Source organism: Clostridium sp. 16K-1-R1, from assembly GCF_023921145.1.
Lineage (GTDB): Bacteria > Bacillota > Clostridia > Clostridiales > Clostridiaceae > Sarcina > Sarcina perfringens.
This window is the reverse complement of sequence record NZ_CP046515.1, coordinates 3130797-3156026: the sequence shown is the minus strand read 5'-3', so window position 1 is coordinate 3156026 and position 25230 is coordinate 3130797. Positions and strand designations below refer to the sequence as shown.

Below are 25230 nucleotides of genomic sequence, written 5' to 3'. Positions count from 1 at the left end.
GAGGAAGTAATATGCCATTAAATAAAGATATAAAAAAAGTTTTAGTAATAGGTTCAGGTCCAATAATAATAGGACAAGCAGCGGAGTTTGATTACTCAGGTACTCAAGCTTGCCAAGCTCTTAAAGAAGAAGGGATTGAAGTTGTACTTGTAAACTCAAACCCAGCTACAATAATGACTGATAAGGAAATAGCAGATAAGGTTTATCTTGAGCCTTTAACAGTTGAATTCGTAGAAAAAGTAATAGAGAAAGAAAGACCAGATTCTCTTTTAGCAGGAATGGGTGGACAAACAGGGTTAAACCTTGCTGTTGAGCTTTATGAAAAGGGAATTTTAGATAAATATAATGTAAAAGTAATAGGTACTTCCATAGAATCTATTAAGGAAGGGGAAGATAGAGAACTATTCAGAGATATGATGAATAGAATTAATCAACCTGTTATTCAAAGTGAAATAATAACTGATTTAGACGCTGGTATTGCCTTTGCTAGAAAGATTGGATATCCAGTAATAGTTAGACCAGCATATACTCTTGGAGGAACTGGTGGAGGAATAGCTAATAATGAAGAAGAATTAATAGAAACATTAACATCAGGATTACAATTAAGTACAATTGGACAGGTTCTTTTAGAGAAGAGTGTTAAAGGATGGAAAGAAATTGAGTACGAAGTAATGAGAGACTCTTTTGGTAATTGTATCACAGTTTGTAACATGGAAAACATTGACCCTGTAGGAATACACACTGGGGATTCAATAGTTGTAGCTCCTAGCCAAACATTATCAGATAAAGAGTATCAAATGCTTAGAAGTGCATCAATAGATATAATAAATGCTGTAGGAATTGAAGGAGGATGTAATGTTCAGTTTGCTTTAAATCCACATTCCTTTGAATATGCAGTAATAGAAATCAATCCAAGGGTTTCAAGATCTTCAGCTTTAGCTTCAAAGGCAACTGGTTATCCAATAGCAAAGGTTGCAGCTAAAATAGCTTTAGGATATGGATTAGATGAAATAAAAAATGCAGTAACAGGAATGACATATGCTTGCTTTGAGCCTTCATTAGACTATGTAGTTGTAAAAATTCCTAAATGGCCTTTTGATAAATTCCAAGGAGCTGATAGAGCTTTAGGAACTAAAATGATGGCTACTGGAGAAATAATGGCCATAGGAAGTAATTTTGAGGCAGCATTTTTAAAGGGTATAAGATCATTAGAAATAGGTAAGTATTCATTAGAGCATAAAAAATTTAAAGATCTTTCAATGTATGAGTTAAGAGAAAGGGTAGTTTCTCCAGATGATGAGAGAATATTTGCTTTAGCTGAAATGCTAAGAAGAGGATACAGAATAGATATGGTTTCAAAAATAACTGGAATAGATATATTCTTCTTAGAAAAATTCAGATGGTTAGTTGAAGAAGAACAAAAGCTTAAGCAAAGCACAATAGATGATTTAAATAGAGAGTGGTTATTAAAATTAAAGAGAAGAGGTTTCTCAGATAAGGCAATAGCTGATATGCTAAAGGTTTCACCAGATGAAATCTACAGATTAAGAGATATATGGCATATAAAGCCTGCTTATAAAATGGTTGATACTTGTGGTGGAGAATTTGAAGCTTTATCACCATACTATTACTCAACATATGAACAATATGACGAAGTAGTTGTTTCTGATAATAAGAAAGTTGTAGTTATAGGATCAGGTCCTATAAGAATAGGACAAGGGATAGAGTTTGACTATGCTTCAGTTCACTGTGTAATGGCACTTAGAAAGCAGGAAATTGAAACAATAGTTATAAACAATAACCCAGAGACAGTAAGTACAGACTTCAGTATTTCAGATAAGCTTTATTTTGAGCCATTAACTGAAGAGGATGTTTTAAACATCATAGATAAAGAAAAGCCAGATGGAGTTATACTTCAATTTGGTGGTCAAACAGCTATTAAACTTGCTAAGTTCTTAAAAGAGAAGAACATTCCTACCTTAGGAACTACTTCAGATCAAATAGACCTAGCTGAGGATAGAGAACAATTTGATGATTTATTAGAAAGGCTTAATATAGCTAGACCAAAGGGAAAAGGAGTTTGGAGCTTAGAAGAAGGCTTAGAGGAAGCAAGAAGATTAGGATTCCCAATCTTAGTTAGACCTTCCTTCGTTTTAGGTGGTCAAGGTATGGAAATAACTCATGATGAAGAAGAGTTAACATACTATTTAACAAATGCTTTTGAGAAAGATTCCAAGAATCCAATACTTATAGACAAATACTTAATGGGTAGAGAAATAGAAGTTGATGCCATATCTGATGGTGAAGATGTTCTAGTTCCAGGAATTATGGAGCATTTAGAAAGAGCAGGAGTTCACTCAGGAGATAGTATTACTATGTACCCAGCTCAAAATATTTCAGATAAGATAAAGGAAGATGTTCTAGATTACACTAAGAAATTAGCCTTAAGCATAGGAATAAAGGGAATGATAAACATTCAGTTTATTGAGTTTGAAGGAAAGCTTTATGTAATAGAGGTTAATCCAAGAGCTTCAAGAACAGTGCCTTATATATCAAAGGTAAGTGGAGTTCCAATAGTAGATATAGCTACGAGAATAATGCTTGGAGAAAGATTAAAAGATTTAGGATATGGAACAGGAGTTTATAAGGAGCCAGATTTAGTATCAGTTAAGGTTCCAGTATTCTCAACTCAAAAACTTCCTAATGTTGAAGTAAGTTTAGGACCAGAAATGAGATCCACAGGAGAAGTTTTAGGAGTAGGAAGAAATGTTTTTGAAGCGTTATACAAAGGCTTTGTTGGGGCTTCTATGTACACTGGAGATAAGGGTAAAACTATCTTAGCTACTATTAAGAAACATGATAAAAAAGAATTTATGGAACTTGCTAAGGATTTAGATAAATTAGGATATAATTTCATAGCAACAACAGGAACAGCTAAGGAATTAAGAGAGGCTGGAATAGATGCTAAGGAAGTTAGAAGAATAGGAGAAGAATCTCCAAACATCATGGATTTAATAAAGAATAAAGAAATAGATTTAGTGGTAAATACTCCAACTAAAGCTAACGATTCTAAGAGAGATGGATTCCATATAAGAAGAGCGGCAATAGAAAGAAATATAGGAGTTATGACTTCATTAGATACTCTTAAAGCTCTAGTAGAATTACAAAAAGAAGGAGCACATAATAGAGAGTTAGAAGTATTTAACTTAATATAAAGTATTAATAATATAAAATAAGTTCTATTTAGTTTTGGTTAACTGAAGCTAAATAGGACTTTTATTTTTTTATACCTAAAGATTTAAAGTGAAAATTATATTTTTCATATAATAAACCTACTTTTTAGTTATGTGTTGTTTAAAATTTACCTTTTAGTTAGGGCTCAGTTAGTTTTTAAATTATGTTAAGAAAAAATAATTTCTTTGTGGATAAATTTTAATAAAAGTTATTGATTTATTCTAACTGAGCCCTTTGACGCTAAAAATTTCATAATTACCTTTTTAAAATAAGAAAATCTTATTAAAATCCAATATAAATTTAAATGGTAATATAATTGTAGTATTTTTGTGGATAAAGTGTATTAAAATTTGCTTTGAAAGAAAAATACTGTGAAGAAATATAAATTATTTATTTTGTGGATAAAAAATATTTTGAATTGCTGTGGATAATTTTTAAAAAATAATTCTGTGGATAAATTTTTGATTTTAGACATGTGATTAAATTAAAGTATAATAATATAAGAGGCTTGTTTTAAAAAGCACTTAGTTATTATACTATAAAAATATTAATATTCAATATAAAATTTATAAATTATTGGGGGTGATTTTTATGGAAACAGCTAAGAGGGTATTAAAGAATTTTTTTATAAAAAGTATTTTGCTTATAATTTCAGTACTTTTAGCAATGGCATTTTATAAGTTAATAGTAAAGGAATGCATAGATGTTTTTATAAAAATAGATTTGAGTGGTAAAAAAGGTTTTGTAATATATAACTTTTTTAAGTTAACAAGTGTAATGCTTATATATCAAGTTTTCTTAACAACAACTAGAATGAAAACTTCAAAACTATTTAAATTATTCTTATTTGGCTTATATGTAGGAACAATGTTTATACTATTATTTGCTAGACCTAAAATGGCCAGAGGATTCCAGTTAGATCCCTTTGCAGTTTTACATGGTCTACGAGGGGATAGAACAGGGCAGTTATATTTAATAGGTAATATAATATTCTTTATGCCTATAGGATATGTGCTAAGAAAATATAACTTTGTATTAGCCTTTATATTATCTGCCTCTATAGAGTTTAATATAGAACTTGCTCAATATGTATTTAAAAGAGGATTCTTTGATTTAGGGGATGTATTTATAAATTTAGTTGGTATATTTATTGCTTATTTTATTTGTAAAATAGCTTACTTTATTAAAGATAGACTTTATAAAAGAGATCATGAGATAGAAGAGGTTGCATAGATAAGAATTACTATAAGTAAAAAAATAGAGAAATATACATATAAATAAAGAATTTTATAGAAAAAAGGATGTAATATGAATGATTACATCCCTTTTTTTTCTTGACAAGCGAACATATGTTTTATAAAATTAAAAAAGATGAGGGAACATAAGTTCTTATTTTTTTTAGACAGCTTAGGAATATATAGGACATTAACATAATATAATAGCATATAACAAATTTTAGGGGGTTAATTTATATGACTAAGAGCAGCGGTATGTTTGTAAAAATAAATTATAAAATTAATGGAGATAACAGATTCCAAGGTGAGCATAAAGCCAAAATGTATAAAGATACAGCTGTAAGCAAGTATGTATTATGTGGTGGGTCATATTTCAGAAATAGAGGAACTATAATATTCCATGCTAATAATTTTAAAGAAGCAGAAGAAATTATAAATAATAATCCATTTGTTTTTTATGAGGATTATTCCTTTGAAATATTAAGCAAGAATTCAATAAGTTTAGGAAATACATATCATTAATATAAGAATATAAAATGACCTTTGAAATTAACAAAGGTCATTTCTTTAAAGTATGAGAAATCAATTTAAAGTATTGATTTCTTTTTTTATTATATATCTAATAAATTTTTCTTGTAAGTTGAGTAAAGGTCATTTAATTCACTCATATTTTTATCAAGTTTTATTTGTAAATCAGAAGCTTTTTCAAAATCAGATTCATTTATAGCATTCTTTATTTGAGTAAATAAGCTTCTTCTGTGATAAGAATCTTTCATTGTTATATGTCTTAATTCATTTATTGTCATCCAAGTTGATACGTCAAGATCTAAGGCTTTATCACAACAATGAAGTTGTTTAGCGGCTCTTATATCTTTTGTGTAAGAAGGAATTATTCTTGAAGTTATTTCTGTAGTCCATCTCTTAGTAGTAGCCATTTTGAAACTATTTATAAGCTTGTCTGTAAATACTGAATTTACTTTTAATACCTCTACCTTTTCAGGGTATTTATCAAAAGCACTTAAGTTTTCAAAAACAGTAGCAGGAGCTACACCAAAGTATTCATTTCTTTGTGAATCTGTGAAATCTTCAAACACATCTTCTTCACTTCTATATGCTCTAGATTTTTCTAGGTAATCTGCTTCTTCACCTGGTTTTTTAGATAATTCAGCTAAAAGATCATCCTCTGTTTTATTATTTTCTAAAGCATACTTAATACCATCTAACATAGCCATATAGCTTGATGCTATACAAAGATAAGTATTTGTAAATGGATTTGGTGATCTAAGCTCAAATCTAGTTGCTAAAGGATTATGAGGATCTCTTATTAAGCCTGCTAATATAGTTCTATTTCTAGATGGAACTTCAGGGCTTTGACCTAGAGATGTAACTATACAAACAGGAGCTTCAAATCCTGGTTTTAATCTTTTTAATGAGTCTGTTGTAGCTGAGATAAATGGGTTCATTACCTCGTAGTTCTTTAATATACCCATTATAGAACCATATCCTATTTTACTTAAGAAATGATTTTTAGTTGGATTAAATAGGTTTATAATTCTTCCATCTTTTAATTTTAAGCTTAAGCTTAAATGAGTGTGTTCTCCACTACCAGCAACTCCTGATATTGGTTTAGCAAGGAATGTTACTTCTAATCCGTTTCTTCTAAAGGTTTCTTTAACTAATGTTCTTATAAATAATTCATTATCTGCAGCTTGCATAGCATCTGAGAATTTCCAGTCTATTTCTAATTGTTCCATTATGTGATCAAATTGACCTGAAGAAGTAAGCTTAGCTTTAACTCCACCAACTTCTTTGTGTCCCATTTCAGGTTCAAATCCATACTCATCCATATATAATAAACTTTGTTCTAAGGCTGTTCTAACATTACCCTTAGTTCTTGTCCAATATTGTTCTTGTAAAACTTCAGAAGTTGAAAGTTCTTCAATTAAAGCTTTATCATTTGGTGTTTTTACCCAAAATTCTAATTCTGTTGCAGATGTTAATAAAAGGTCATCTATATCATCGAATTTTATATTTAAATCATTTAGTGTTTCAGGATATTTTTTTAATAATGAGAATATGTTTGATTTGAATGTGTCAATTGAATTTTTTAAGATATGTCTAGAGTCAACTGCTTTATCTTCGTGGATTAGGAAACAAGGAATTCTAAGTGTTCCTACTGGTCTATTAGTTAAAGGGTCTATGAAGTCGTAATTGTAATCTACAAACCACTTACAATCTAAATCGGCGATCATATCCACTTTTGCGTTATTTAAAGTTGCTATTCCTGGAAGGACAACTGAAGAACCGTCTGTTTGTACGGCAGTTCCATGAAGGAAAGAATCCATATCTTTTAAGAATAACTTGGAAGGAATTTTTTCGTCAGTATCATTACCTGCTAAGTCAACCCCAACTAAAGATACAAATTTTATTTCAGGGTGGTCCTCAAAAATAGAAATTAAACTTTCTTTATTATGATATTTCTTAGGAATTGTAAATAATAAATCTTTATTCATAATTATTTAGAAGTAATACAATTATAATAAATTAACATAATTGCAATAATCTCCTGTTCACATCCTTTCATTTTTATGACTAATAGTTATTTTATTTGTTTGTAAACGTACAATAATATGATTTTTATGCAAAAATATTCGTCATGTAAATATTCTTAAAAAGATTTTATTACAATAGAATATTACTGTCAATATATTTTATATTTTAGTATAAGTGTAAAATATGAATTTTAATAGATTTATTTAATAGAAAGTTATAAAATTATCTTAAGATTAAATAAAGTACTTAGAAGTGAGGGATAGCGATGCAAGATGATTTAAAGAATGCACCTATAGGTTTTTTTGATTCTGGCTTAGGAGGCTTAAGCGTTTTAAGAAAAGCCTTAGAAATGATGCCAAATGAAAATTATATATATTATGGGGATTCTAAGCATGCACCTTATGGAGAGAAGACTCCACAAGAGATAAGGTCACTTTCATTTAATGCTATTGAATTTTTAATAAAAAAGGGAGCTAAGGCAATTGTAATAGCATGTAATACTGCAACTTCAGCAGCAGCTCATGATCTTAGAGAGTATTATAAAGATATACCTATAATAGGCATAGAACCTGCTTTAAAGCCTGCTATAAAGTTACATGAAACTGGATCAGTAATAGTAATGGCAACAAAGGCAACTTTAAATCAAGAGAAATTCAAAAATCTTATGGATAAATATGGGGAGCATAGAGAAGTAATACCTCTTCCTTGTCCAGGGTTAGTTGAATTTATAGAGGCAGGAGATTTAGAGGGAGAAGATGTAAAAAACTTCTTGAGAGAAAAATTAAATCCTTATATGGATAGAGAAATTTCAAGTATAGTTTTAGGATGCACTCATTATCCTTTTGTAAAAGATGTAATACAAGATATTGTTGGAGAAAAAGTAGACATAATAGATGGAAGTTCAGGCACGGTAAGAGAGTTAAAAAGACGATTAGAAGAAAATAATATGGAATCAGAATCAAAGAAAAAAGGTAATTTAGATATATTTAATTCCTTAGAAGATAAGAAAATATTAGAGTTAAGTAAAAAGCTTATAGAAATTAAATAACTAATTAATGGTCTACAGTAATACGAAATAACATATAACTTTATTTGTGATAATTTAGTATATATTATTTTAGTATTTCTGTAGATTTTTTATTTTAAGAAATTTTTTTACAAAAAAGTTTGTTAAATTGTTGACAAATTAATGAGTGGTTGATATTATAATAAATGTAAAGAGAATTTTCAGAAAATTTGAACAAAGATTAATGGGAGTTACTTAAAGAGGGAGGATTTCACAATGAAAATAAATGTAAGAGAATTTTTAGGAGATAAGATACACGTTGAGGATGCTATAATCTTAAGAGATTATATTGAAGATAATTTAAATGAAAATGTAGAATTAGATTTTGGTGGTATAGGTAGAGTTTCAACAACTTTCTTAACTTGTTTATTTACTGATATGATAAATAAAGAGGGAAGAGAGAATATTATTTCAAAAATTAATGTTAAGAATTTATCAAACTATACTGATTATTCAAGAGTTGTAGCTGGAACTACTTTTGCTTAAAAATGAAAATATGAATTATATAAAAGCTATAAAATATTATATTAAGTTGAACTCTAAATGGGCAACATAATAGAATCTATGTTATTAGGATTCTTTATGTTGTCTTATTTTTATTTTTAAATATTTTCCCAATATTCCATTGTTAAAAGAAATAATATATAATTTTATACAAAGAAGGATTAACATTTTAGTTTAAGTAAATAATACTAAATAGTTAAATTTGAAAGGAGAATTACTAATATGAATCCAATAGTTACAATAGAAATGGCAACTGGAGAAAAAATCAAAATAGAATTATATCCAGAAATTGCTCCAAACACAGTTAGAAATTTCGTTAGTTTAGTTAAAAAAGGTTTTTATGATGGATTAACATTCCACAGAATTATACCAGGATTTATGATACAAGGAGGATGCCCAGAAGGTACAGGAATGGGTAACCCAGGATATAGAATAAAAGGTGAATTTACAAGAAACCAATTCCCAAATAACTTAAAGCACTCAAGAGGAGTTATATCAATGGCTAGAGCTATGAATTTTGATTCAGCAGGAAGCCAATTCTTCATAATGCACGAAAATTCACCACATTTAGATGGTCAATATGCTTCATTTGGTAAGGTTATAGAAGGTATGGACGTTGTTGATAAAATAGCAAATGTAAAAACTGATTACAATGATATGCCAGATGAGCCACAAGTTATGGCAAAAGTAACTGTAGAAAATGCAGAGGGTATAGAAGAACCAGAAATACTTTAATTTATGAATGTATGGGAGGAAGATTAGCATGAGTATGCTTAATAATAGCAAAGCTATTCTAACTTATGGTTTAAATGAAAAGGAAACAAAAGACTTTCAAGCAACAGGGCACAAGGTTATTAATATAAGTAATGAAATGGCTTCTATGAAAGTTAAAGATATATTAGAAGGCTTAAAATTTGAAGTTGTTTCAAAGAAAAACTTTGATGAAAAAGTTGTTATATTCAGTAATTTCCCTGATGAAGAATTACAAATGATGGTTTCAATAGCAAAAGTTATTACAGAAAATCCTATAATGGCTGTAGTTACAGAAACCTCTAAAGAATGGCAATTTAACTACCTTGTTGAACATTTAATTGAAGAAAGAGAATGGTATAGAAGTATGCAAGGAGGAAAAGCTTAAAATGAGTAGAGTTGGGGAAAGAATAAAAGAGGCTAGAGAAAAAAGTGGAATGACACAAAAAGCTTTAGCTAAAAAGCTAGGTGTAGCTGAGAAGTTTGTAAATGAAGTTGAAACAGGAAGAAAAATTATAAATGAATCACTTATATCAAAGGTATCAAAGGTTTTAAATACTGATTTAAATGATATAAATATGGTTGTTACTGATGAGGAACTTCAAAAAGAACTTAAAGCTGAAAAGCAAGTAAGACAAACAAAACCAGCAGAGGTTAATGAAGTTTGGAATCAAGCCTTTGGATCAGTTTTAAAAAATGTTCCAATATATGATTATTCATTAGCTCAGGTTAAGGGATATAAACAACTTGCCACTGCTTCAAATAAAATAGATGGTCATACAGCAAACAAAGTTTTTTATTTAAAAATAGAAAATAACGATATGACTGGCTATAGAATTCAAGAGAATGATTTAGCTTTATGCTATTCAATAAAAGAGATAGAAAATAATTCTATTTGTTTAGTTGAATTCAATGGAAAGAGAGTTATTAGACAAATTAAAAAGCTAGATAATGTTAAGGCTTTATTAATAAGCAATAATGGTAGCATGAGAACAGAGACAGCTAACATAAAAGAAGTTAAGTCAATTGCTAAGCTTTATAGAATAGAATTTGATTTATAAATTTAAATATAAAAAGGACAGTTCTAAATTAGAACTGTCCTTTTTATATTTAAATACTTCTTATGTTAGTTATCAAAAAGAATGAATTCTGAATAAAATAGCTATAAGAAAATAAAGTAAGTAAGAAGGAAGTGGATTTAGTGGAGTCAACTGAGAAAAAAAACTTCTATAATGATGAAGATTATATAAGTTTTGTTGTGGCTTATGATGGAAATATTAAAAAAGAAATTGATGATATAAATGATGCTAGTATCTTTTTTATTGATGATAATTTTGCAATCTTATCTATAAAATTACAAAACTATATGGAAACTATAAGAAGTATAAAAAGTATAATTTATATAGAGTTAAACGGAATATATACCCTAGGTGAAAGTCCTGTAGAAGATTCAAAGGCTCCAGTATTTCATAGGAATCCATCTTTAAATCTTAGAGGAAGTGGAGTTGTTGTTGCCATAGTTGATACTGGAATAGATTATTTAAATAATGAATTCATGAGAGAAGATGAAACTACTAGAATATTAAGGATTTGGGATCAAACAATAGATAGTGGGAAGACTCCTGATGGATTTATTAGTGGAAGCGAGTATACAGAAGAAGATATAAATAAAGCTATACAAGCTCAAAAACAAGGGCAGAATCCATATGATATTGTTCCTTCAAAAGATGATTATGGCCATGGAACTAAGATGGCAGGGATAGTTGGAGCTAGAGGGATTAATAGAGAAATAGTAGGAGTAGCTCCAGATTGTGAGTTTATAATTATAAAATTACAGGAAGCATCTAAAGAATATGTAGATTTTTATTATGCTAAAGGAGATAAGGCTAAATATAGAAATACAGATATAATAATGGCTCTTAAATATTTATATGAATTATCATTTACCTTAAATAAACCAATGATAATATACTTACCTTTAGGAAGCAACTTAGGAGATCATGCAGGTGCAAGCATATTAGAACGATATGTTGATACTAAAATCTCCGGAAGAAACTCCTTATTTGTAGTTACGTCTACAGGAAATCAAGGAAATACAGATACACATACTTCAGGGGAGATAAAGAGTAATGGTGATAGTCAGATAATAGAACTTAATTGTGGGAAAGAGCAACAAGGATTGGTTTTACAAATATATGCTCAAAGACCTAGTAAAATAAAGTTAGGCATATTATCTCCTTCAGGGAAGAGATTTGAAAATACTAATCCTAGGAAGACAAAGCATATATTGATAAATGACGCACCAACTTGGAAATTTATTTATGAAGGAACTACAGTACAAGTTACTTATGACTCCCCAGATGAATTTACTGGAGATGATAAGTTTGTAATAAAGATGGAGGGAATCACAGAGGGGGTTTGGAGGTTTATATTAACTGGTAACAATATAGTTGATGGTAAATATTATGCTTGGATTCTTCAAAGAGAATTATTAGCTGAGAATACAAGATTTTTGAATCCTTCTCCTTATACAACATTAACTATACCAGGAACTGCAAAGACTATTATTAATACTTCATACTACAATCAAAATAATGGGGCTATAGTATCAGAATCTGGAAGAGGATATACAATGAAAGATTATATACAGCCTATAATAACAGCTGGGGGCATAAATGCCATAACAACTAAACCTGGTGGAGGGACTATAACCATGTCTGGGGCAAGTGTTGCTGGGGCAATTTTAGCAGGGTGCTGTGCTTTAATAATCCAATGGGCCGTTGTAGATGGAAATGATCCTCAAATGTATGCAACTAAATTACAAGCTTATATTATTAGAGGAGCTAGGAAAAGAGAAGGAGATACTTATCCAAATAGACAGTGGGGATATGGAATTTTGGACATGCAAGAAATATTTAAGAGTTTAACGAATAAGTAAATAAGGAGTATAAGTATGGAGAATAAAGCTAAGGTTGGCATAGATTTTATAAATACAATACCCAAGCAAATACTAACTAGCTTAATAGAACAATATTCCCCTAATAATGGAGAGATAGAGTTAGTTGTTTTATATGGAGATAATTTTTTAAGATTTAAAAATTCAGTAGATGCCATAGGTGCTAAAGTTGAAGATTTAGGATATGGATTTGGAATACTCATAATAAAGGTTAGTGACTTAAATAGGATAATTGAGCTTGAAGGTCTCCAATATATAGAGCTACCAAAAATTCTATATACATCAGCTTATGATAGTAATAGAGCATCATGCATTCCATCAGTTTGGAATAATTATAATTTAACTGGAGAAGGAATATTAGTTGGTTTTTTAGATACTGGAATAGACTACACTCATAATGCTTTTAAAGATGATGAGGGCAATACCAGGATAGAGTATATATATGATCTTGAAAATGGAGTTGTATATGATAAAAATAAAATAAATGAAGCTTTAAAATCTGAAGATCCATTTAGCATTGTACCTGAAATTGATTTATCAGGTCATGGAACTCATGTTGCAGGAATTGCATGTGCCGGAGGAAATATAAACTTTGATAATTATGGAGTTGCATATAAAAGTAGCATAGCAATGGTAAAGATAACTGGTGAGAATAGTTTAAGGGCGGCCTTAAGTACACAGCTTATGAGAGGGTTAAAATTTTTAATGGATAAAAGTAATGAGATTAATAAACCTTTAGTTGTAAATATAAGTTTAAGTACAAATGATGGTTCTCATAATGGAAGTAGTTTACTAGAAAAGTATATTCAAACTTTTACTCAATTACAAAAGGCAGTTATTGTAGTAGCTGCTGGGAATGAAGGTAATAGTGCTCATCATGTAGGGGGCAAGATGAAAAAAGAAGAAGATTTAGACTTAAATATAGGAGATGGAGAAAAAGGTATTATATTAGATTTTTTCAAGCCTGTATTAGTTGATGTATCAGTTGAAGTAATTTCACCAACTGGAATAAGTACAGGACCAATGGGATTATCTGAGTCTTATAAAGAAAGATTTGTTGGAAGAGAAAAAATAGTTGTATATAGTACTGGTCCTAAGCCTTTTGATATACAAGGACAAACTACCATAAGTATTTTGCCCTTAGGAGATACAATAACTTCTGGTGGATGGAGAATTATAGTTAGAAAATTAAATAATTATGAGGGATATTTTGATGTTTGGTTACCTATAGCAGAAGGATTAAATGAAAGAACAAGATTTTTACAACCATCTGTTTATAATACATTAGGAATCCCTGCAACTGTAGAAGGGGTTATCTCCGTTGGAAGTTATAATTTTTTAAACAATAATTTATCAGCTTTTTCTGGACGAGGAGTTGTTAGACCAGAATGGTTAATAAAACCAGATTTAGTTGCTCCAGGTGAAAACATATTATCCACTGTTGAGGAGCAAGGATTTGATACTAAAAGTGGTACATCAATGGCTGCGCCACAAGTTTCTGGAATATGTGCTCTTCTTTTTGAATGGGGGATTATAAGAAATAATGATCCTTTTTTATATGGAGAAAGAATTAAATATTATTTGATTAAAGGAGCAAAGAGGACGATCTTTGGTGAGGCATATCCAAATCCAGACTTGGGATATGGATTTGTATGTTTAGATAGAACAATGGAATTATTAATTAATAGGAGATAGTTATGGAAACTGTATCTAATAAAGCGAATCTATTAGTTGACCCTGAAAGCATGAATTTTCTTGTTGAATATAGAGGGGATATAGAGAATGAAGTTAAGGATATTGAAAATGTTGAAGTCTATATAATTGATGGTACTTATGCTGTTTTATCCATGAAAAATGTTGACTATGATAGTGTTATTCAGATGATAAATTCCTTGGTTTTTATAGAGCTCGGAGGAATATATACTCTAAGTAGTACAAGTCCTATAGAGGCCTCTAAGGCAGAAAACTTTCATAATAGTCCATACTTAAAATTGACAGGGAAAGATGTGATTGTTGGAATTATTGATACTGGAATAGATTATTTAAATCCTGAATTTACTGATAGTAATGGAAAGACTAGAATATTAAAAATATGGGATCAATCATTAAAAACAGATAAGTATCCTAAAGATATGTTTTATGGAACTGAGTATAGTGAAGAAGAAATCAATCAAGCAATAGAACTTAATAATAGTGGCGGAGATCCATATACCATAGTTCAATCTAAAGATGATGTAGGACATGGAACAGAGATGGCTTGTATAATAGCAGGAAGTGGAAAGGATGAAAGTTTAACAGGGGTAGTTCCAGAATGTGACCTTGCAATAGTAAAGTTAGATAGAGCTTTTAAAAAATACACAGATTATTTCTTTGCAAAGGGTGACGCTGTTAAGTATAGAAATGTAGACATACTTTTAGCAATGAAATATTTATATAATTTATCATTTCAATATAATAAACCAATGGTTATATATATTCCTATGGGAACTAATTTTGGAGCCCATGATGGATCAAGTATTTTAGAAAGATATATAAATGATATTTCAAATAAAAGAGGAATTGCTGTAATTGCTTCATCTGGCAATCAAGGGAATACTAATACCCATGCTGATGGAATAATAACAGAGATGGGTGATAATAAAACCATAGAGCTTGATGTTGGAGAGGATCAAGATGGTATTATGATGATTATTTTAGGTTATAAACCTGATAAATTTAAGCTTTCAATAATTTCACCATCAGGAGAACTTATTGAAAATGCTAATCCCTTAACTAACTATGGTGGAAATAAAAATTTAGCTGTTGAAAATGGATATAAAATAAATTTTATATATGAAGGAACAACTATGGATGTTTTTTATGATTCGCCAGATGAACTTACTGGAGGGGAGAGAATTGTAATAAGAGCACAAAACTTAAAGCCTGGAATATGGAGATTTAGATTAACTGGACAGCATATAACCTTTGGAAATTTTGATGCCTATATATTGCAAAAAGAATTATTAGCAGAGGGAACAAAATTTTTAATATCATCACCATACACAACATTGACCATTCCAGGAGCCGCAGAGAAAATGATAACTGTAGCTTCATATAATCAAGAGAATAATACCATATTATCTTCATCAGGAAGAGGGTATGCAAGAAATGATATTATTCAACCTATTATTGCAGCAGGTGGAGTAAATGCTTTAACTATAAACAACAAAGGAGAAAAGGTATCAGTTAGTGGGGGAAGCGTCGCTGCGGCTATAGTAGCTGGGTGCTGTGCAATGTTATTTCAATGGGGAATTGTTTATAATAATGATCCAACACTATATGTAGCTAAACTTCAAACCTATCTAATAAGAGGTGTGAATACTAGGGAAGGTGACATGTACCCAAATCGAGAGTGGGGATATGGAACTATAGATATGATCAATGTTTTTAATAGTTTAAGAACCTAGAGTTTTAAATATTACAAAGTAAAAAATAATTTTGATTATATTTTAATTATAAATACTTATTAACAAAATAGATATTAATCTCATAAACTATAGGGTATTAATTTATTATTAGGAGAAAGTATATGGCATTAGGTGGATTAAAAGTTCAATGTTTTAGTGAACAAAGGAGATATATACCTATTGATAAATGTAAGGTTAAAATAACACCAACAGGAGAAGATGGTATGGCTGTAGGCGATACTATAGAATTATATACAGATGATACTGGAAGCACTGACACTATAGAATTAGATGCACCACCAATAGAAAATTCTAATCAACCAGGTACGATTCCTTATAGTTTCGCAGAGGTTATTGTTGAAAGAGAAGGATTTTTGCCTGTAGCAGTAAATGGAGTACAAATCTATCCTTCAAGAGTTGCTCTTCAAAATGTAAACTTACCTGAGACTAGAGGATATTATAGACAAGAGGAAGTTATTGATATACAACCTAATAGATTAGTTGGAAATTTCCCCCCAAAGATACCTGAAGCAGAGGAAAAGGAACTTCCACCACCAAAGGGAACAGTGGTTTTGCCAGAACCTGTAGTTCCAGAGTATATAGTTGTTCATAATGGTAGACCAAATGATAATTCAGTAGCCAATTATAAGGTTAATTATAAAGACTATATAAAAAATGTTGCATGTTGTGAAATTTTTTCAACATGGTCTGAAAATACTATAAGAGCTAATGTTTATGCCATAATATCATTTACTTTAAATAGAATATATACTGAATGGTATAGAGGAAAAGGTAAGAATTTTGATATAACTAATTCAACAGCTTTTGACCATGCTTTTAGTTATGGAAGAAACTTTTATGATAACATAAGTAGAATTGTAGATGAAATATTCTCAACATATATGAAAAGATTCAATTCTAAGCAGCCTCTTTTGGCACAATATTGTGATGGAATAAATGTACAATGTCCAGGTTGGATGACTCAATGGGGAAGTAAATACTTAGGAGACGAAGGAAAGGTTCCTTATGATATTTTAACATCTTTTTATGGAGATGATTTAGAATTAAAGTCTGCTAAAAAAGTTCAGGGAAGTCCAAGATCATTTCCAGGATATACTTTAGGTATTGGAGCTTCAGGTCAACCTGTAAGAGTTATACAAGAACAATTAAATGCTATTTCAAAGGCATATCCTTTAATACCTAAGGTGGCTGTAGACGGAAAATATGGTCAGAAAACTAGAGATTCTGTTAGAACTTTTCAAAAGGTATTTAACCTTCCTCAAACAGGAGAGGTGGATTATGCAACATGGTATAAAATATCAGATGTCTATGTTGCAGTAACAAAAATAGCAGAGCTTAGATCAAGTGTTGAGAAGAAGATATTTTATCCACCAACAATAATGGATAGATATGAAAATGTACCAAAGATAATTTATTAAATATTAAAGCTGAGCAAGTTATATAAATTGCTCAGCTTTTACTTTTTATCTTTGTTTTTTTAATTTAAAAAAGTAGAAGTAAATACATTGAACTATAAATACTAAGCTTAAAACTCCAAACATTGGGTATAATGTGGAGATTAAGTTTGAAAATCCTATTAATGAAATTGGAAGTGCTACTATTAAAACTGCAAATATAGCATGTTTATATTTTATTTTAAAGCTTTTAGTAAGGGTTTTACTTATGGAATATACATCAGAAACCTCTGTAGAAAACATTTCAGCTAATATTATTATTAAAAGCATTATTTGAATAGGCTTTCCAAATCTATCAGCAATATAAAGTAGAGGAATTTCGTATTGGAATATTTGTGGCTGATTAACCATAAGCATTGAATTTATAAAAATACATATTATAGTTAGAAGAACAGAACCTAATATAATTCCCCAGGTCATGATTTTCTTACTTTTAACTTCGTTACTTAAAGGAACAATAACCCCACAGCAGCAAAGAATATTATAGCCACAATAAAGTATTCCAGAAGTAAAAACTCCCTTAGAAAGTTTTGGGGTAGAAGAAACAAGAGAATCTATAGTAATTGGGTCATTAGCAAATGCAACATAAAGAATCATAAGTGTAGTTGTTACTATTATTAAGGATGGAACAATAATAGAATTTATCTCTACTAACCCATCAGTTTCTCTCATAAGAATCAGTGAAGCAATAATAGCCATAAATATTGAACCTATAATCTTAGGAATTCCAAAGTATTGATTCAACAAGGCTCCGCTACCAGCTAGTATTATGGACGCACTAGATATTAAGTAAAAGGTTGTTATGATTCCAGTGAGTTTTCCTAAAATATTAGGACTAACTGTATTTATGACTTCGCTATAGGAATTTAAACTATGTTTAATACTTATTCTTGAAATTATGTTACAAAGAAAAATATAAAATAAGCCAGTCATTATAATAGTAAAAAAGCTTTTATATCCATAAACTGTAAAGAAATTTGTTATTTCCTTTCCAGAGGCAAGTCCAGCTCCTACTATAGTTCCTATAAAAACAAAAGCTACTTGAAAAACTTTTATAATACTTTTCATTAAATCACCTCCCTAACTAAATATATAAGTTGTAAAGGAAGTTTATTCTTAAAATAAAAAAGTAAAAATTAAGTTTAGGATATTTATTATTTTATTAATACTTTTAAGCTATTTGGAAAACCTAAAATAGGACTTATTCTAAGGGAGGAATGATTATAAATGATTAAAAAGATTATGGCATCCTTAATTATTGGATCTTTATTTCTTTTCATGGGCTGTAATAGAATAAGTAATACGGTCAATGATAATAAGGAGCTAAAGGAAAGTGTTGAAAGTATATATTTTAATAATAAGATAGCAATATCAATTGCAGAGGAATATATGGAGGCTCTTAAAAGCAATGATTTAGAAAAGATAAAAAGGTTATCTGATAAAGAGGTTGATAAAAATATAATAATTAGTCCTAGTAAGGAGCTTGAAATAACAGGGATTAAGCAAGTTGGGTCAGCGCAATTAGGAAATAAAACTATGTTTAAATTCTATGTAACTAGAACTAAAGAAGGAGAGCCTAAGGCTGATTTAGAGCAATATTATTTAGAAGTTAGAAAAACAGAAGAGGGAGAATATAAGGTATCAGAACTTAAATCAACTGAGCTTTATAGTGTTTTTTTAGATAAGGATAAATTAAAGATTAGAAAATATGATGATGTTGAGATTAACACATTAATAGATTTAAAGAGCATACCAGATAAAATTTATCCAAAGGTTAATGTTATAGATGTAGCCAAGGTTGATGTACCTAAAGAAGCTTTTTCAGCCGTAGAAATTTCATTTTCAGGAGATAAAGTAGCAATTTCAACATATAAGGGTGAAGATTCTTATATAGGAGTGGTTGATGTTGAGGATGCACAGGAGACTGCAGCTAAAGAAGGGGAAGATGAAGGGGGAAAAGAAGATGAAAAGAATGATGATAAAACTTTAGGGAAAAAGATAACATCATTAGATGTATTAAAGGGATGTAAAATTTCTAGCTTAAATTTTTCAGATGATGATGGATATGTTGTTGTAAATTATGTTAAAGGAAATGGCACAAGATTTAAGGTTTATCAAAGTGGTGGAAGTATAGTTTCATTAGAATTAGATGATATATTTGCAGAAGAGGAATATAATCTTATTTATGAAAGAATACAGGATAACAATATAATTATGAATGTTACTCCAATAATAAAATCAAATAATACTGAAAGTGGCTTAATTGGAAGATATAAAATATCTCTAAAAGATTTTAAACTTGAAAAACTATAGTATAATATAAAATAAGTTAATCATAACCCTTAAATTTATGATTAACTTTTTTATTTTAAAGAAATTTTGATTTTAATGAAAAGGTGATATAAATGGAAAAAAGAAAAACATGGGGAGACAAGAGATATAATACTTTAAATAGATTTTTAAGAGAAAAGTTTGGAGAAAAAGTATTTAAAATAAGTTTAGATGGTGGTTTTACATGTCCTAATAGAGATGGTAAGGTTGCTAAGGGAGGATGTACTTTTTGTAGTTCAAAGGGGTCAGGAGATTATGCTGGACAAAGAACTTTAAGTATTGGTACTCAGTTTGATAATGTTAAAGAGATGATGAATAAGAAGTGGAAAGAGGGAAAATACATAGCTTATTTTCAAGCTTACACTAATACATATGCTCCTGTTGAAGAACTAAGAAGAAAATATGAGGAAGCAATTAATAAAGAAGGTGTGGTTGCTCTTGCTATAGGTACAAGACCAGATTGTATAAATGAAGAAGTTTTAGATTTATTAGAGGAAATGAATAAAAAGGTATATACTTGGGTTGAGTTAGGACTTCAAACAATTCATGATGATACTGCTAGAAGTTTTAATAGAGGATATGATTTAGAAGTATTTGATAAGGCTATGGAAGGATTAAAAAGCAGAGGAATAGATACTGTAGTTCACTGTATATTTGGACTTCCTGGAGAAAGTAAAGAGCAAATGTTAGAAACTGTTGATTATGTTTCTAGATGTGGAGCACAAGGAATAAAATTACACTTACTTCATCTAATGGAAGGAACAAGAATGGTTAAGGATTATGAGGAAGGTAGATTAAAATTCTTAACTCAAGAGGAATATGTTGATTTAATTTGTACGGCCATAAGTAGAATACCTCAAAATATGGTTATACATAGACTAACAGGAGATGCTCCTAGACAACTTCTTATAGGACCTATGTGGAGTTTAAAAAAATGGGAAGTTTTAAATGCTATTGATAAGGCTCTTGAAGATAATGATATTTATCAAGGAAAGAATTTTGAAGAATAATTTTAAAAATAAGGTGGGGAATTTTTATGAAAATTGATGTTATAATTTCTGCAGATTACATAGATAGTGAAGCACTTAAAGGAAAGATAGCTGTGGTTATAGATATGCTAAGGGCTACATCTGTAATTACTACAGCACTTTATAATGGTGCTAAAAAGGTTATACCAGTAGTTAGTGTTGAAGAGGCTTTTGAAAAAGCAAAAGAATTAAAATCTTTAGGTGAAGAAGTTTTACTTGGAGGAGAGAGAAAGGCTTTAAAAATAGATGGGTTTGATTTCTCTAATTCTCCATTAGAATACAAAAGAGAAATAGTAGAAGGAAAAAATGTAATAATGTCTACTACAAATGGAACTAGAGCTTTAAATTTATGTAGTAAGGCTGATAAAGTTATAGTTGCCTCTGTGTTAAATGGACAAGCGGTAGCTAAATATTTAGAAAATGAAGAAAAAGAAATAGTCTTTGTTAATTCTGGAACAAATGGTGAATTTTCAAGTGATGATTTTATGTGTGCAGGTTATATAATAAGTGAATTATGTAAAAATAAAGAGGCTGAACTTACTGATATAGCTAAAACAGCTAAATATGTTTATGAAAGCAGTGAAGGAATAGAAGAGTTTATAAAAGATGCAAAACACTATAATATTCTTAAAAATTTAGGACTAGAAGAGGATTTAAAGTATTGTTCTACAAAGAATTCAATAGATTTAGTTTTTGAATTTAAAAATGGTGAAATAAAAACTGTAGAATCAGGAGTTAAAGTAACAATATAATAAAGTTTTGTGAAGTATTTTTATAAAAGATGAATAAATTTTAAAATAAAATAATAGGAGTAAAAACTACTTTTAATGTAATGTTTTTAAAACAAAAAAGAAATATCTTGATAAAATACATTAAAACATTTATTAAATTTTCAATATTAATATTTTATGTTTAATTTCTTGGTAAATAGTTAAAAGAAGTAATTTGTTAATATGTATTTAGGAATATATGATGTTTATAGGACGAGATATTTTTAAAGGAGATGTTTTTTATGAAGAAAAAATTATTAGTAGTTATTATTTCTGCCATAATGGGATTACAATTAGTTGGATGCGGAAGCTCTAATGATTCATCAAATAAAACCGCTTCTGATAATAAGCCTGCTGCAACTACAGAGAATAAAAGTAAGGTTGTAGATGATGATAGCTTAGTTAATGAAGTAGCTGAGGTTTATCTTGATCTTAGAGAAGAATATTTAGAAGTACTTGAAAATAAACAAATGAATGAATGGAATGAGGAGAAAGCAGATGCTTTAAAAGATTTAAAAGAAATTAAAGCAATGACTCCAGAAAGTGATAAGAATATAAATCAAGCTATAGCAGATATAGAACAGTTAATAGATAAATATCAAAATAGCTTAGATGGTAAAGGTGCAGATCCAACAGGAATACAAAATTTAGAAGCACAAATTAAACAATTATTATTTGATAAATAATTAGAAAAAGAGGGGATTAAGGGCAATATCCCTCTTTTTTTATTTTATGGAAAGATTGTTAAATTTTTAATTTATTGAAAACAGTTTCAAGAGGTGTTAAAATAAATATTGTAAAAAAACAACAAAAATATATACGTATATATTCAACTTGTGTAAGAGTATTTGGAGTTAAACACGAGAAAAAAATTTAGTTTTTTTTGTTTAGCTCTTTTTTATTTTAAGCTTTTTTAAAATTAAATATATTAATTACTAGGTGGTGGATAGTCATGGTAAATCAATTCTTGGCTGAGCTTTTTGGAACTGCGCTTTTGATATTGTTAGGGGATGGAGTAGTTGCAAATATAGCTCTTAAAAAAACTAAGGGTAATGGCGCTGATCTTATTGTAGTCACTGTAGGATGGGCAATAGCTGTTGCTATTCCTGTTTATATCTTTTCTAGGGTGAGTGGAGCTGTATTTAATCCAGCGGTAACTATTGCATTAGGTATAACTGGAGGATTAACATGGAGTCAGGTTATAGTATTTTGTATAGCACAATTTATAGGAGCTTTCATAGGTGCTGTACTAGTTTATTTAACTTATTATACTCATTTTGAATCTACTGAAGATCATGATGCAAAGCTTGGTACATTTTGTACTATACCAGCTATTAGAAATTATAAATGGAATTTTTTTACTGAATTTATAGGTACTTTTGTTTTAATGTTTGGAATTCTAGGACTTGGTGATGCGAAAATGGCAGATGGAATTATGCCAATAGCCGTTGGATTATTAATTTTAGTTATAGGAGTATCTTTAGGCGGACCAACTGGATATGCAATTAATCCAGCTAGAGATTTCTCACCTAGACTTGCACATTTCTTGCTTCCTATGAAAAATAAGGGAGGCTCAGATTGGGCTTACGCTTGGATTCCAATTGTAGGACCAATACTTGGAGCTATAGCAGGAGCAATGGTATATACAAATATATTTTAAGGAGATATTAATTTTGGACAATTTTAAGGAGGCTATATAAAATGATTAATTTTAAAAGAATACTTGAGGACAACCCTATTGTGGCAGCTGTAAAGGATATGGACCAATTAAATAAGGCATTAGAAGCTGATGTTGATGTGATTTTTGTTCTATTTGGTAATATTTTAGATATTATAGAAATTTCACATAAAATATCAGAAAAAAATAAGATTGGAATATTGCACATAGATTTAGTTGATGGACTTACAAATAGAGAAATTGTTTTAGAATATTTGAAAGAGAAAACTAAGTTTGATGGAATAATAAGCACTAAGGCTCAAACAGTAAAAAGTGCAAAAAAATTAGGGTTAGTAGCTATTCAGAGAGTTTTCATTTTAGATAGTCTTTCTTTTCAAAGCACAAAAAATCACTTAGTGGATGAATGTGATGCTGTAGAAATGTTACCAGGATTATTATTTAAAGTTATTAAAGAATTATCAAAAACAATACATAAGCCATTAATAGTAGGTGGTTTAATTTCAGATAAAGAGGATGTCATGGAAGCTTTAAGATCAGGAGCAACATGTATATCAACAACAAAAGAGGATATATGGAAGATATAAAATTAAGAGGTGAGTTTTTATGAAAAAATATATAGTAGCATTAGATCAAGGAACAACAAGCTCTAGAGCAATAATTTTTGATAAAGAACAAAATATTATTGGGGTAAGCCAAAAGGAATTTAATCAAATTTATCCTAGAGAAGGATGGGTTGAGCATGCTCCAATGGAAATATGGGCAACTCAATATAGTGTACTTCAAGAAGTTATGGCTAAGTGTAATATAACTCAAGAAAATATAGCAGCTATTGGAATAACTAACCAAAGAGAAACTACAATAGTTTGGGACAAAAATACAGGGGTTCCAATATACAATGCAATTGTTTGGCAATGTAGAAGAACTGCTGATATATGTGATGAGTTAAAAGAAAGAGATGGACTTGTAGACTATATTAGAGAAAATACAGGACTTGTACTTGATGCATATTTTTCAGGAACAAAAATAAAATGGATATTAGATAATGTTGAAGGTGCAAGAGAAAAAGCTGAAAAGGGTGAGCTTTTATTTGGTACAGTAGACAGTTGGCTTGTTTGGAAGCTTACAAATGGAAAAGTTCATGTAACTGATTATACTAATGCATCTAGAACTATGATATTTAACATAAAGAACCTTGAATGGGATGAAAGAATGTTAAAGGAACTAGACATTCCTAGAAGTATGTTACCAGAAGTAAAAAATTCATCTGAAATTTACGGATATGCAAATCTTGGAGCAAAAGGTGGAATAAGAGTTCCTATAGCTGGAATAGCTGGGGACCAACAAGCTGCTTTATTTGGACAAGCTGCATTTAATAAAGGTGACGTAAAAAATACTTATGGAACAGGATGTTTCTTATTAATGAACACAGGAGAAGAACTTGTTAAAAGTAAATCAGGACTTTTAACAACAATAGCTATTGGATTACACGGAAAAGTTCAATATGCTTTAGAAGGATCAGTATTTGTTGGAGGAGCTGTTATCCAATGGCTTAGAGATGAATTAAGAATTATAAGTGATTCTAGTGATACTGAATACTTTGCTACAAAAGTAGAAGATAATGGTGGAGTATATGTTGTTCCTGCCTTCGTTGGATTAGGAGCTCCTTATTGGGATATGTATGCTCGTGGAACCATAGTAGGATTAACACGTGGAACTAATAGAAATCATATAATAAGAGCAGCACTTGAATCAATTGCATATCAAACAAGAGATGTGCTTGAAGCTATGATAAACGATGTTGGATATGATATAAATTGTATAAAGGTAGATGGAGGAGCAAGTAGAAATAATTTCTTAATGCAATTCCAATCAGATTTAGTTGGTAAAAAGGTAATTAAGCCTATAATTACAGAAACAACAGCTTTAGGAGCTGCTTACCTTGCAGGACTAGCAGTTGGATACTGGAGTGATAAAGAAGAAATAGCTAAGTTATGGTTTGCAAGTGAAGAATTTGAGCCAACTATTTCTGAAGAGAGAAGAAATAAATATCATAAGAAATGGAAAAAGGCTGTTGAAAGATCAAAGGGATGGGCACTTGAAGATTAAAAAAAGTCTGGAAACATTTACAGAAATATGATATAATTAAATAAAAGTTAATAAATAATTTTAATTTTGTGTGTAAGAGAGAAGAGAGCTAGACACAA

Annotated in this window: 21 protein-coding genes; 19 read left to right on the top strand and 2 right to left on the bottom strand. The window is 29.8% G+C overall.

The genetic code is table 11. The annotated features are described in order from the left end of the window. Positions 1-11: 11 nt before the first annotated feature. The 3 genes from carB (at position 12) to GOM42_RS14225 (ending at position 4991) form a co-directional block, all read left to right on the top strand. Positions 12-3215, top strand: coding sequence for a carbamoyl-phosphate synthase large subunit (gene carB, locus GOM42_RS14235; RefSeq protein WP_003456883.1), 3204 nt, complete (start codon positions 12-14; stop codon positions 3213-3215). Between the two features lie 610 nt (positions 3216-3825). After that, positions 3826-4467: a VanZ family protein gene (locus tag GOM42_RS14230; RefSeq protein WP_003450676.1), complete on the top strand. Its 642-nt coding sequence runs from the start codon at positions 3826-3828 to the stop codon at positions 4465-4467. 239 nt (positions 4468-4706) lie between these two features. Beyond that, positions 4707-4991, top strand: coding sequence for a hypothetical protein (locus tag GOM42_RS14225; RefSeq protein ID WP_003456707.1), 285 nt, complete (start codon positions 4707-4709; stop codon positions 4989-4991). Between the two features lie 89 nt (positions 4992-5080). On the opposite strand, the gene GOM42_RS14220 is transcribed toward GOM42_RS14225, so the two are convergent. Next, positions 5081-6982 (bottom strand): glutamine synthetase, encoded by a 1902-nt coding sequence (locus tag GOM42_RS14220; protein ID WP_003456676.1) that lies wholly within the window; start codon positions 6980-6982, stop codon positions 5081-5083. Positions 6983-7287: 305 nt separating this feature from the next. Here GOM42_RS14220 and murI point away from each other — a divergent pair, with 305 nt between their 5' ends. The 9 genes from murI to GOM42_RS14175 all read left to right on the top strand — a co-directional run bounded on the left by murI (position 7288) and on the right by GOM42_RS14175 (position 17183). Next, positions 7288-8070, top strand: a complete 783-nt coding sequence (gene murI, locus GOM42_RS14215; protein ID WP_003456846.1) for a glutamate racemase — start codon at positions 7288-7290, stop codon at positions 8068-8070. Between the two features lie 234 nt (positions 8071-8304). After that, a complete protein-coding gene (locus GOM42_RS14210) occupies positions 8305-8574 on the top strand; it encodes an STAS-like domain-containing protein (RefSeq protein ID WP_003450538.1) in 270 nt (89 codons plus the stop codon). 240 nt (positions 8575-8814) lie between these two features. Beyond that, the gene (locus tag GOM42_RS14205; RefSeq protein ID WP_003467873.1) at positions 8815-9327 is read left to right on the top strand and encodes a peptidylprolyl isomerase; all 513 of its coding nucleotides are present in this window, start codon (positions 8815-8817) and stop codon (positions 9325-9327) included. A 28-nt stretch (positions 9328-9355) separates the two neighbouring features. Further along, entirely contained in the window at positions 9356-9730 is a 375-nt protein-coding gene (locus GOM42_RS14200) for a DUF3783 domain-containing protein (RefSeq protein ID WP_003450690.1), read from the top strand. A gap of 1 nt (position 9731) precedes the next feature. Beyond that, the gene (locus GOM42_RS14195; RefSeq protein WP_003450680.1) at positions 9732-10403 is read left to right on the top strand and encodes an XRE family transcriptional regulator; all 672 of its coding nucleotides are present in this window, start codon (positions 9732-9734) and stop codon (positions 10401-10403) included. 140 nt (positions 10404-10543) lie between these two features. Continuing rightward, positions 10544-12280 (top strand): S8 family peptidase, encoded by a 1737-nt coding sequence (locus GOM42_RS14190; protein WP_252597673.1) that lies wholly within the window; start codon positions 10544-10546, stop codon positions 12278-12280. Between the two features lie 15 nt (positions 12281-12295). After that, positions 12296-13993 carry a S8 family peptidase gene (locus GOM42_RS14185; protein ID WP_025648437.1) on the top strand — a complete coding sequence of 566 codons (1698 nt, stop codon included), beginning with the start codon at positions 12296-12298 and terminating at the stop codon, positions 13991-13993. 2 nt (positions 13994-13995) lie between these two features. Continuing rightward, positions 13996-15744 (top strand): S8 family peptidase, encoded by a 1749-nt coding sequence (locus GOM42_RS14180; protein WP_003456790.1) that lies wholly within the window; start codon positions 13996-13998, stop codon positions 15742-15744. A 122-nt stretch (positions 15745-15866) separates the two neighbouring features. Further along, entirely contained in the window at positions 15867-17183 is a 1317-nt protein-coding gene (locus GOM42_RS14175) for a peptidoglycan-binding domain-containing protein (protein ID WP_252597672.1), read from the top strand. Positions 17184-17228: 45 nt separating this feature from the next. On the opposite strand, the gene GOM42_RS14170 is transcribed toward GOM42_RS14175, so the two are convergent. Further along, complete coding sequence (locus GOM42_RS14170; protein WP_003456735.1) at positions 17229-18287, bottom strand: GerAB/ArcD/ProY family transporter; 1059 nt, start codon at positions 18285-18287, stop codon at positions 17229-17231. A 159-nt stretch (positions 18288-18446) separates the two neighbouring features. Here GOM42_RS14170 and GOM42_RS14165 point away from each other — a divergent pair, with 159 nt between their 5' ends. The 7 genes from GOM42_RS14165 to glpK all read left to right on the top strand — a co-directional run bounded on the left by GOM42_RS14165 (position 18447) and on the right by glpK (position 25132). After that, the gene (locus GOM42_RS14165; protein ID WP_252597671.1) at positions 18447-19532 is read left to right on the top strand and encodes a hypothetical protein; all 1086 of its coding nucleotides are present in this window, start codon (positions 18447-18449) and stop codon (positions 19530-19532) included. 92 nt (positions 19533-19624) lie between these two features. Further along, positions 19625-20560: a TIGR01212 family radical SAM protein gene (locus GOM42_RS14160; RefSeq protein ID WP_003450751.1), complete on the top strand. Its 936-nt coding sequence runs from the start codon at positions 19625-19627 to the stop codon at positions 20558-20560. Between the two features lie 26 nt (positions 20561-20586). Continuing rightward, complete coding sequence (locus tag GOM42_RS14155) at positions 20587-21330, top strand: 2-phosphosulfolactate phosphatase family protein (RefSeq protein WP_110077486.1); 744 nt, start codon at positions 20587-20589, stop codon at positions 21328-21330. Positions 21331-21590: 260 nt separating this feature from the next. After that, positions 21591-22034, top strand: coding sequence for a hypothetical protein (locus GOM42_RS14150; RefSeq protein WP_003456875.1), 444 nt, complete (start codon positions 21591-21593; stop codon positions 22032-22034). Positions 22035-22300: 266 nt separating this feature from the next. After that, a complete protein-coding gene (locus GOM42_RS14145; RefSeq protein ID WP_003456873.1) occupies positions 22301-23008 on the top strand; it encodes an MIP/aquaporin family protein in 708 nt (235 codons plus the stop codon). Positions 23009-23049: 41 nt separating this feature from the next. Further along, positions 23050-23610 carry a glycerol-3-phosphate responsive antiterminator gene (locus GOM42_RS14140; RefSeq protein WP_003456768.1) on the top strand — a complete coding sequence of 187 codons (561 nt, stop codon included), beginning with the start codon at positions 23050-23052 and terminating at the stop codon, positions 23608-23610. Between the two features lie 19 nt (positions 23611-23629). Beyond that, positions 23630-25132 (top strand): glycerol kinase GlpK, encoded by a 1503-nt coding sequence (gene glpK / locus GOM42_RS14135; RefSeq protein ID WP_110077487.1) that lies wholly within the window; start codon positions 23630-23632, stop codon positions 25130-25132. The last annotated feature ends 98 nt before the right edge of the window (positions 25133-25230 follow it).

What these genes read in the sequence shown, in the direction of transcription:
- GOM42_RS14160 (WP_003450751.1), top strand. Translation starts at nt 19,625, where the DNA reads ATGGAAAAAAGAAAAACATGGGGAGACAAGAGATATAATACTTTAAAT.
- GOM42_RS14145 (WP_003456873.1), top strand. Translation starts at nt 22,301, where the DNA reads ATGGTAAATCAATTCTTGGCTGAGCTTTTTGGAACTGCGCTTTTGATA.
- GOM42_RS14140 (WP_003456768.1), top strand. Translation starts at nt 23,050, where the DNA reads ATGATTAATTTTAAAAGAATACTTGAGGACAACCCTATTGTGGCAGCT.
- GOM42_RS14165 (WP_252597671.1), top strand. Translation starts at nt 18,447, where the DNA reads ATGATTAAAAAGATTATGGCATCCTTAATTATTGGATCTTTATTTCTT.
- GOM42_RS14200 (WP_003450690.1), top strand. Translation starts at nt 9,356, where the DNA reads ATGAGTATGCTTAATAATAGCAAAGCTATTCTAACTTATGGTTTAAAT.
- GOM42_RS14230 (WP_003450676.1), top strand. Translation starts at nt 3,826, where the DNA reads ATGGAAACAGCTAAGAGGGTATTAAAGAATTTTTTTATAAAAAGTATT.
- GOM42_RS14225 (WP_003456707.1), top strand. Translation starts at nt 4,707, where the DNA reads ATGACTAAGAGCAGCGGTATGTTTGTAAAAATAAATTATAAAATTAAT.
- GOM42_RS14185 (WP_025648437.1), top strand. Translation starts at nt 12,296, where the DNA reads ATGGAGAATAAAGCTAAGGTTGGCATAGATTTTATAAATACAATACCC.
- GOM42_RS14205 (WP_003467873.1), top strand. Translation starts at nt 8,815, where the DNA reads ATGAATCCAATAGTTACAATAGAAATGGCAACTGGAGAAAAAATCAAA.
- carB (WP_003456883.1), top strand. Translation starts at nt 12, where the DNA reads ATGCCATTAAATAAAGATATAAAAAAAGTTTTAGTAATAGGTTCAGGT.
- GOM42_RS14195 (WP_003450680.1), top strand. Translation starts at nt 9,732, where the DNA reads ATGAGTAGAGTTGGGGAAAGAATAAAAGAGGCTAGAGAAAAAAGTGGA.
- GOM42_RS14210 (WP_003450538.1), top strand. Translation starts at nt 8,305, where the DNA reads ATGAAAATAAATGTAAGAGAATTTTTAGGAGATAAGATACACGTTGAG.
- GOM42_RS14220 (WP_003456676.1), bottom strand. Translation starts at nt 6,982, where the DNA reads ATGAATAAAGATTTATTATTTACAATTCCTAAGAAATATCATAATAAA.
- GOM42_RS14170 (WP_003456735.1), bottom strand. Translation starts at nt 18,287, where the DNA reads ATGAAAAGTATTATAAAAGTTTTTCAAGTAGCTTTTGTTTTTATAGGA.
- GOM42_RS14150 (WP_003456875.1), top strand. Translation starts at nt 21,591, where the DNA reads ATGAAGAAAAAATTATTAGTAGTTATTATTTCTGCCATAATGGGATTA.
- murI (WP_003456846.1), top strand. Translation starts at nt 7,288, where the DNA reads ATGCAAGATGATTTAAAGAATGCACCTATAGGTTTTTTTGATTCTGGC.
- glpK (WP_110077487.1), top strand. Translation starts at nt 23,630, where the DNA reads ATGAAAAAATATATAGTAGCATTAGATCAAGGAACAACAAGCTCTAGA.
- GOM42_RS14155 (WP_110077486.1), top strand. Translation starts at nt 20,587, where the DNA reads ATGAAAATTGATGTTATAATTTCTGCAGATTACATAGATAGTGAAGCA.
- GOM42_RS14180 (WP_003456790.1), top strand. Translation starts at nt 13,996, where the DNA reads ATGGAAACTGTATCTAATAAAGCGAATCTATTAGTTGACCCTGAAAGC.
- GOM42_RS14175 (WP_252597672.1), top strand. Translation starts at nt 15,867, where the DNA reads ATGGCATTAGGTGGATTAAAAGTTCAATGTTTTAGTGAACAAAGGAGA.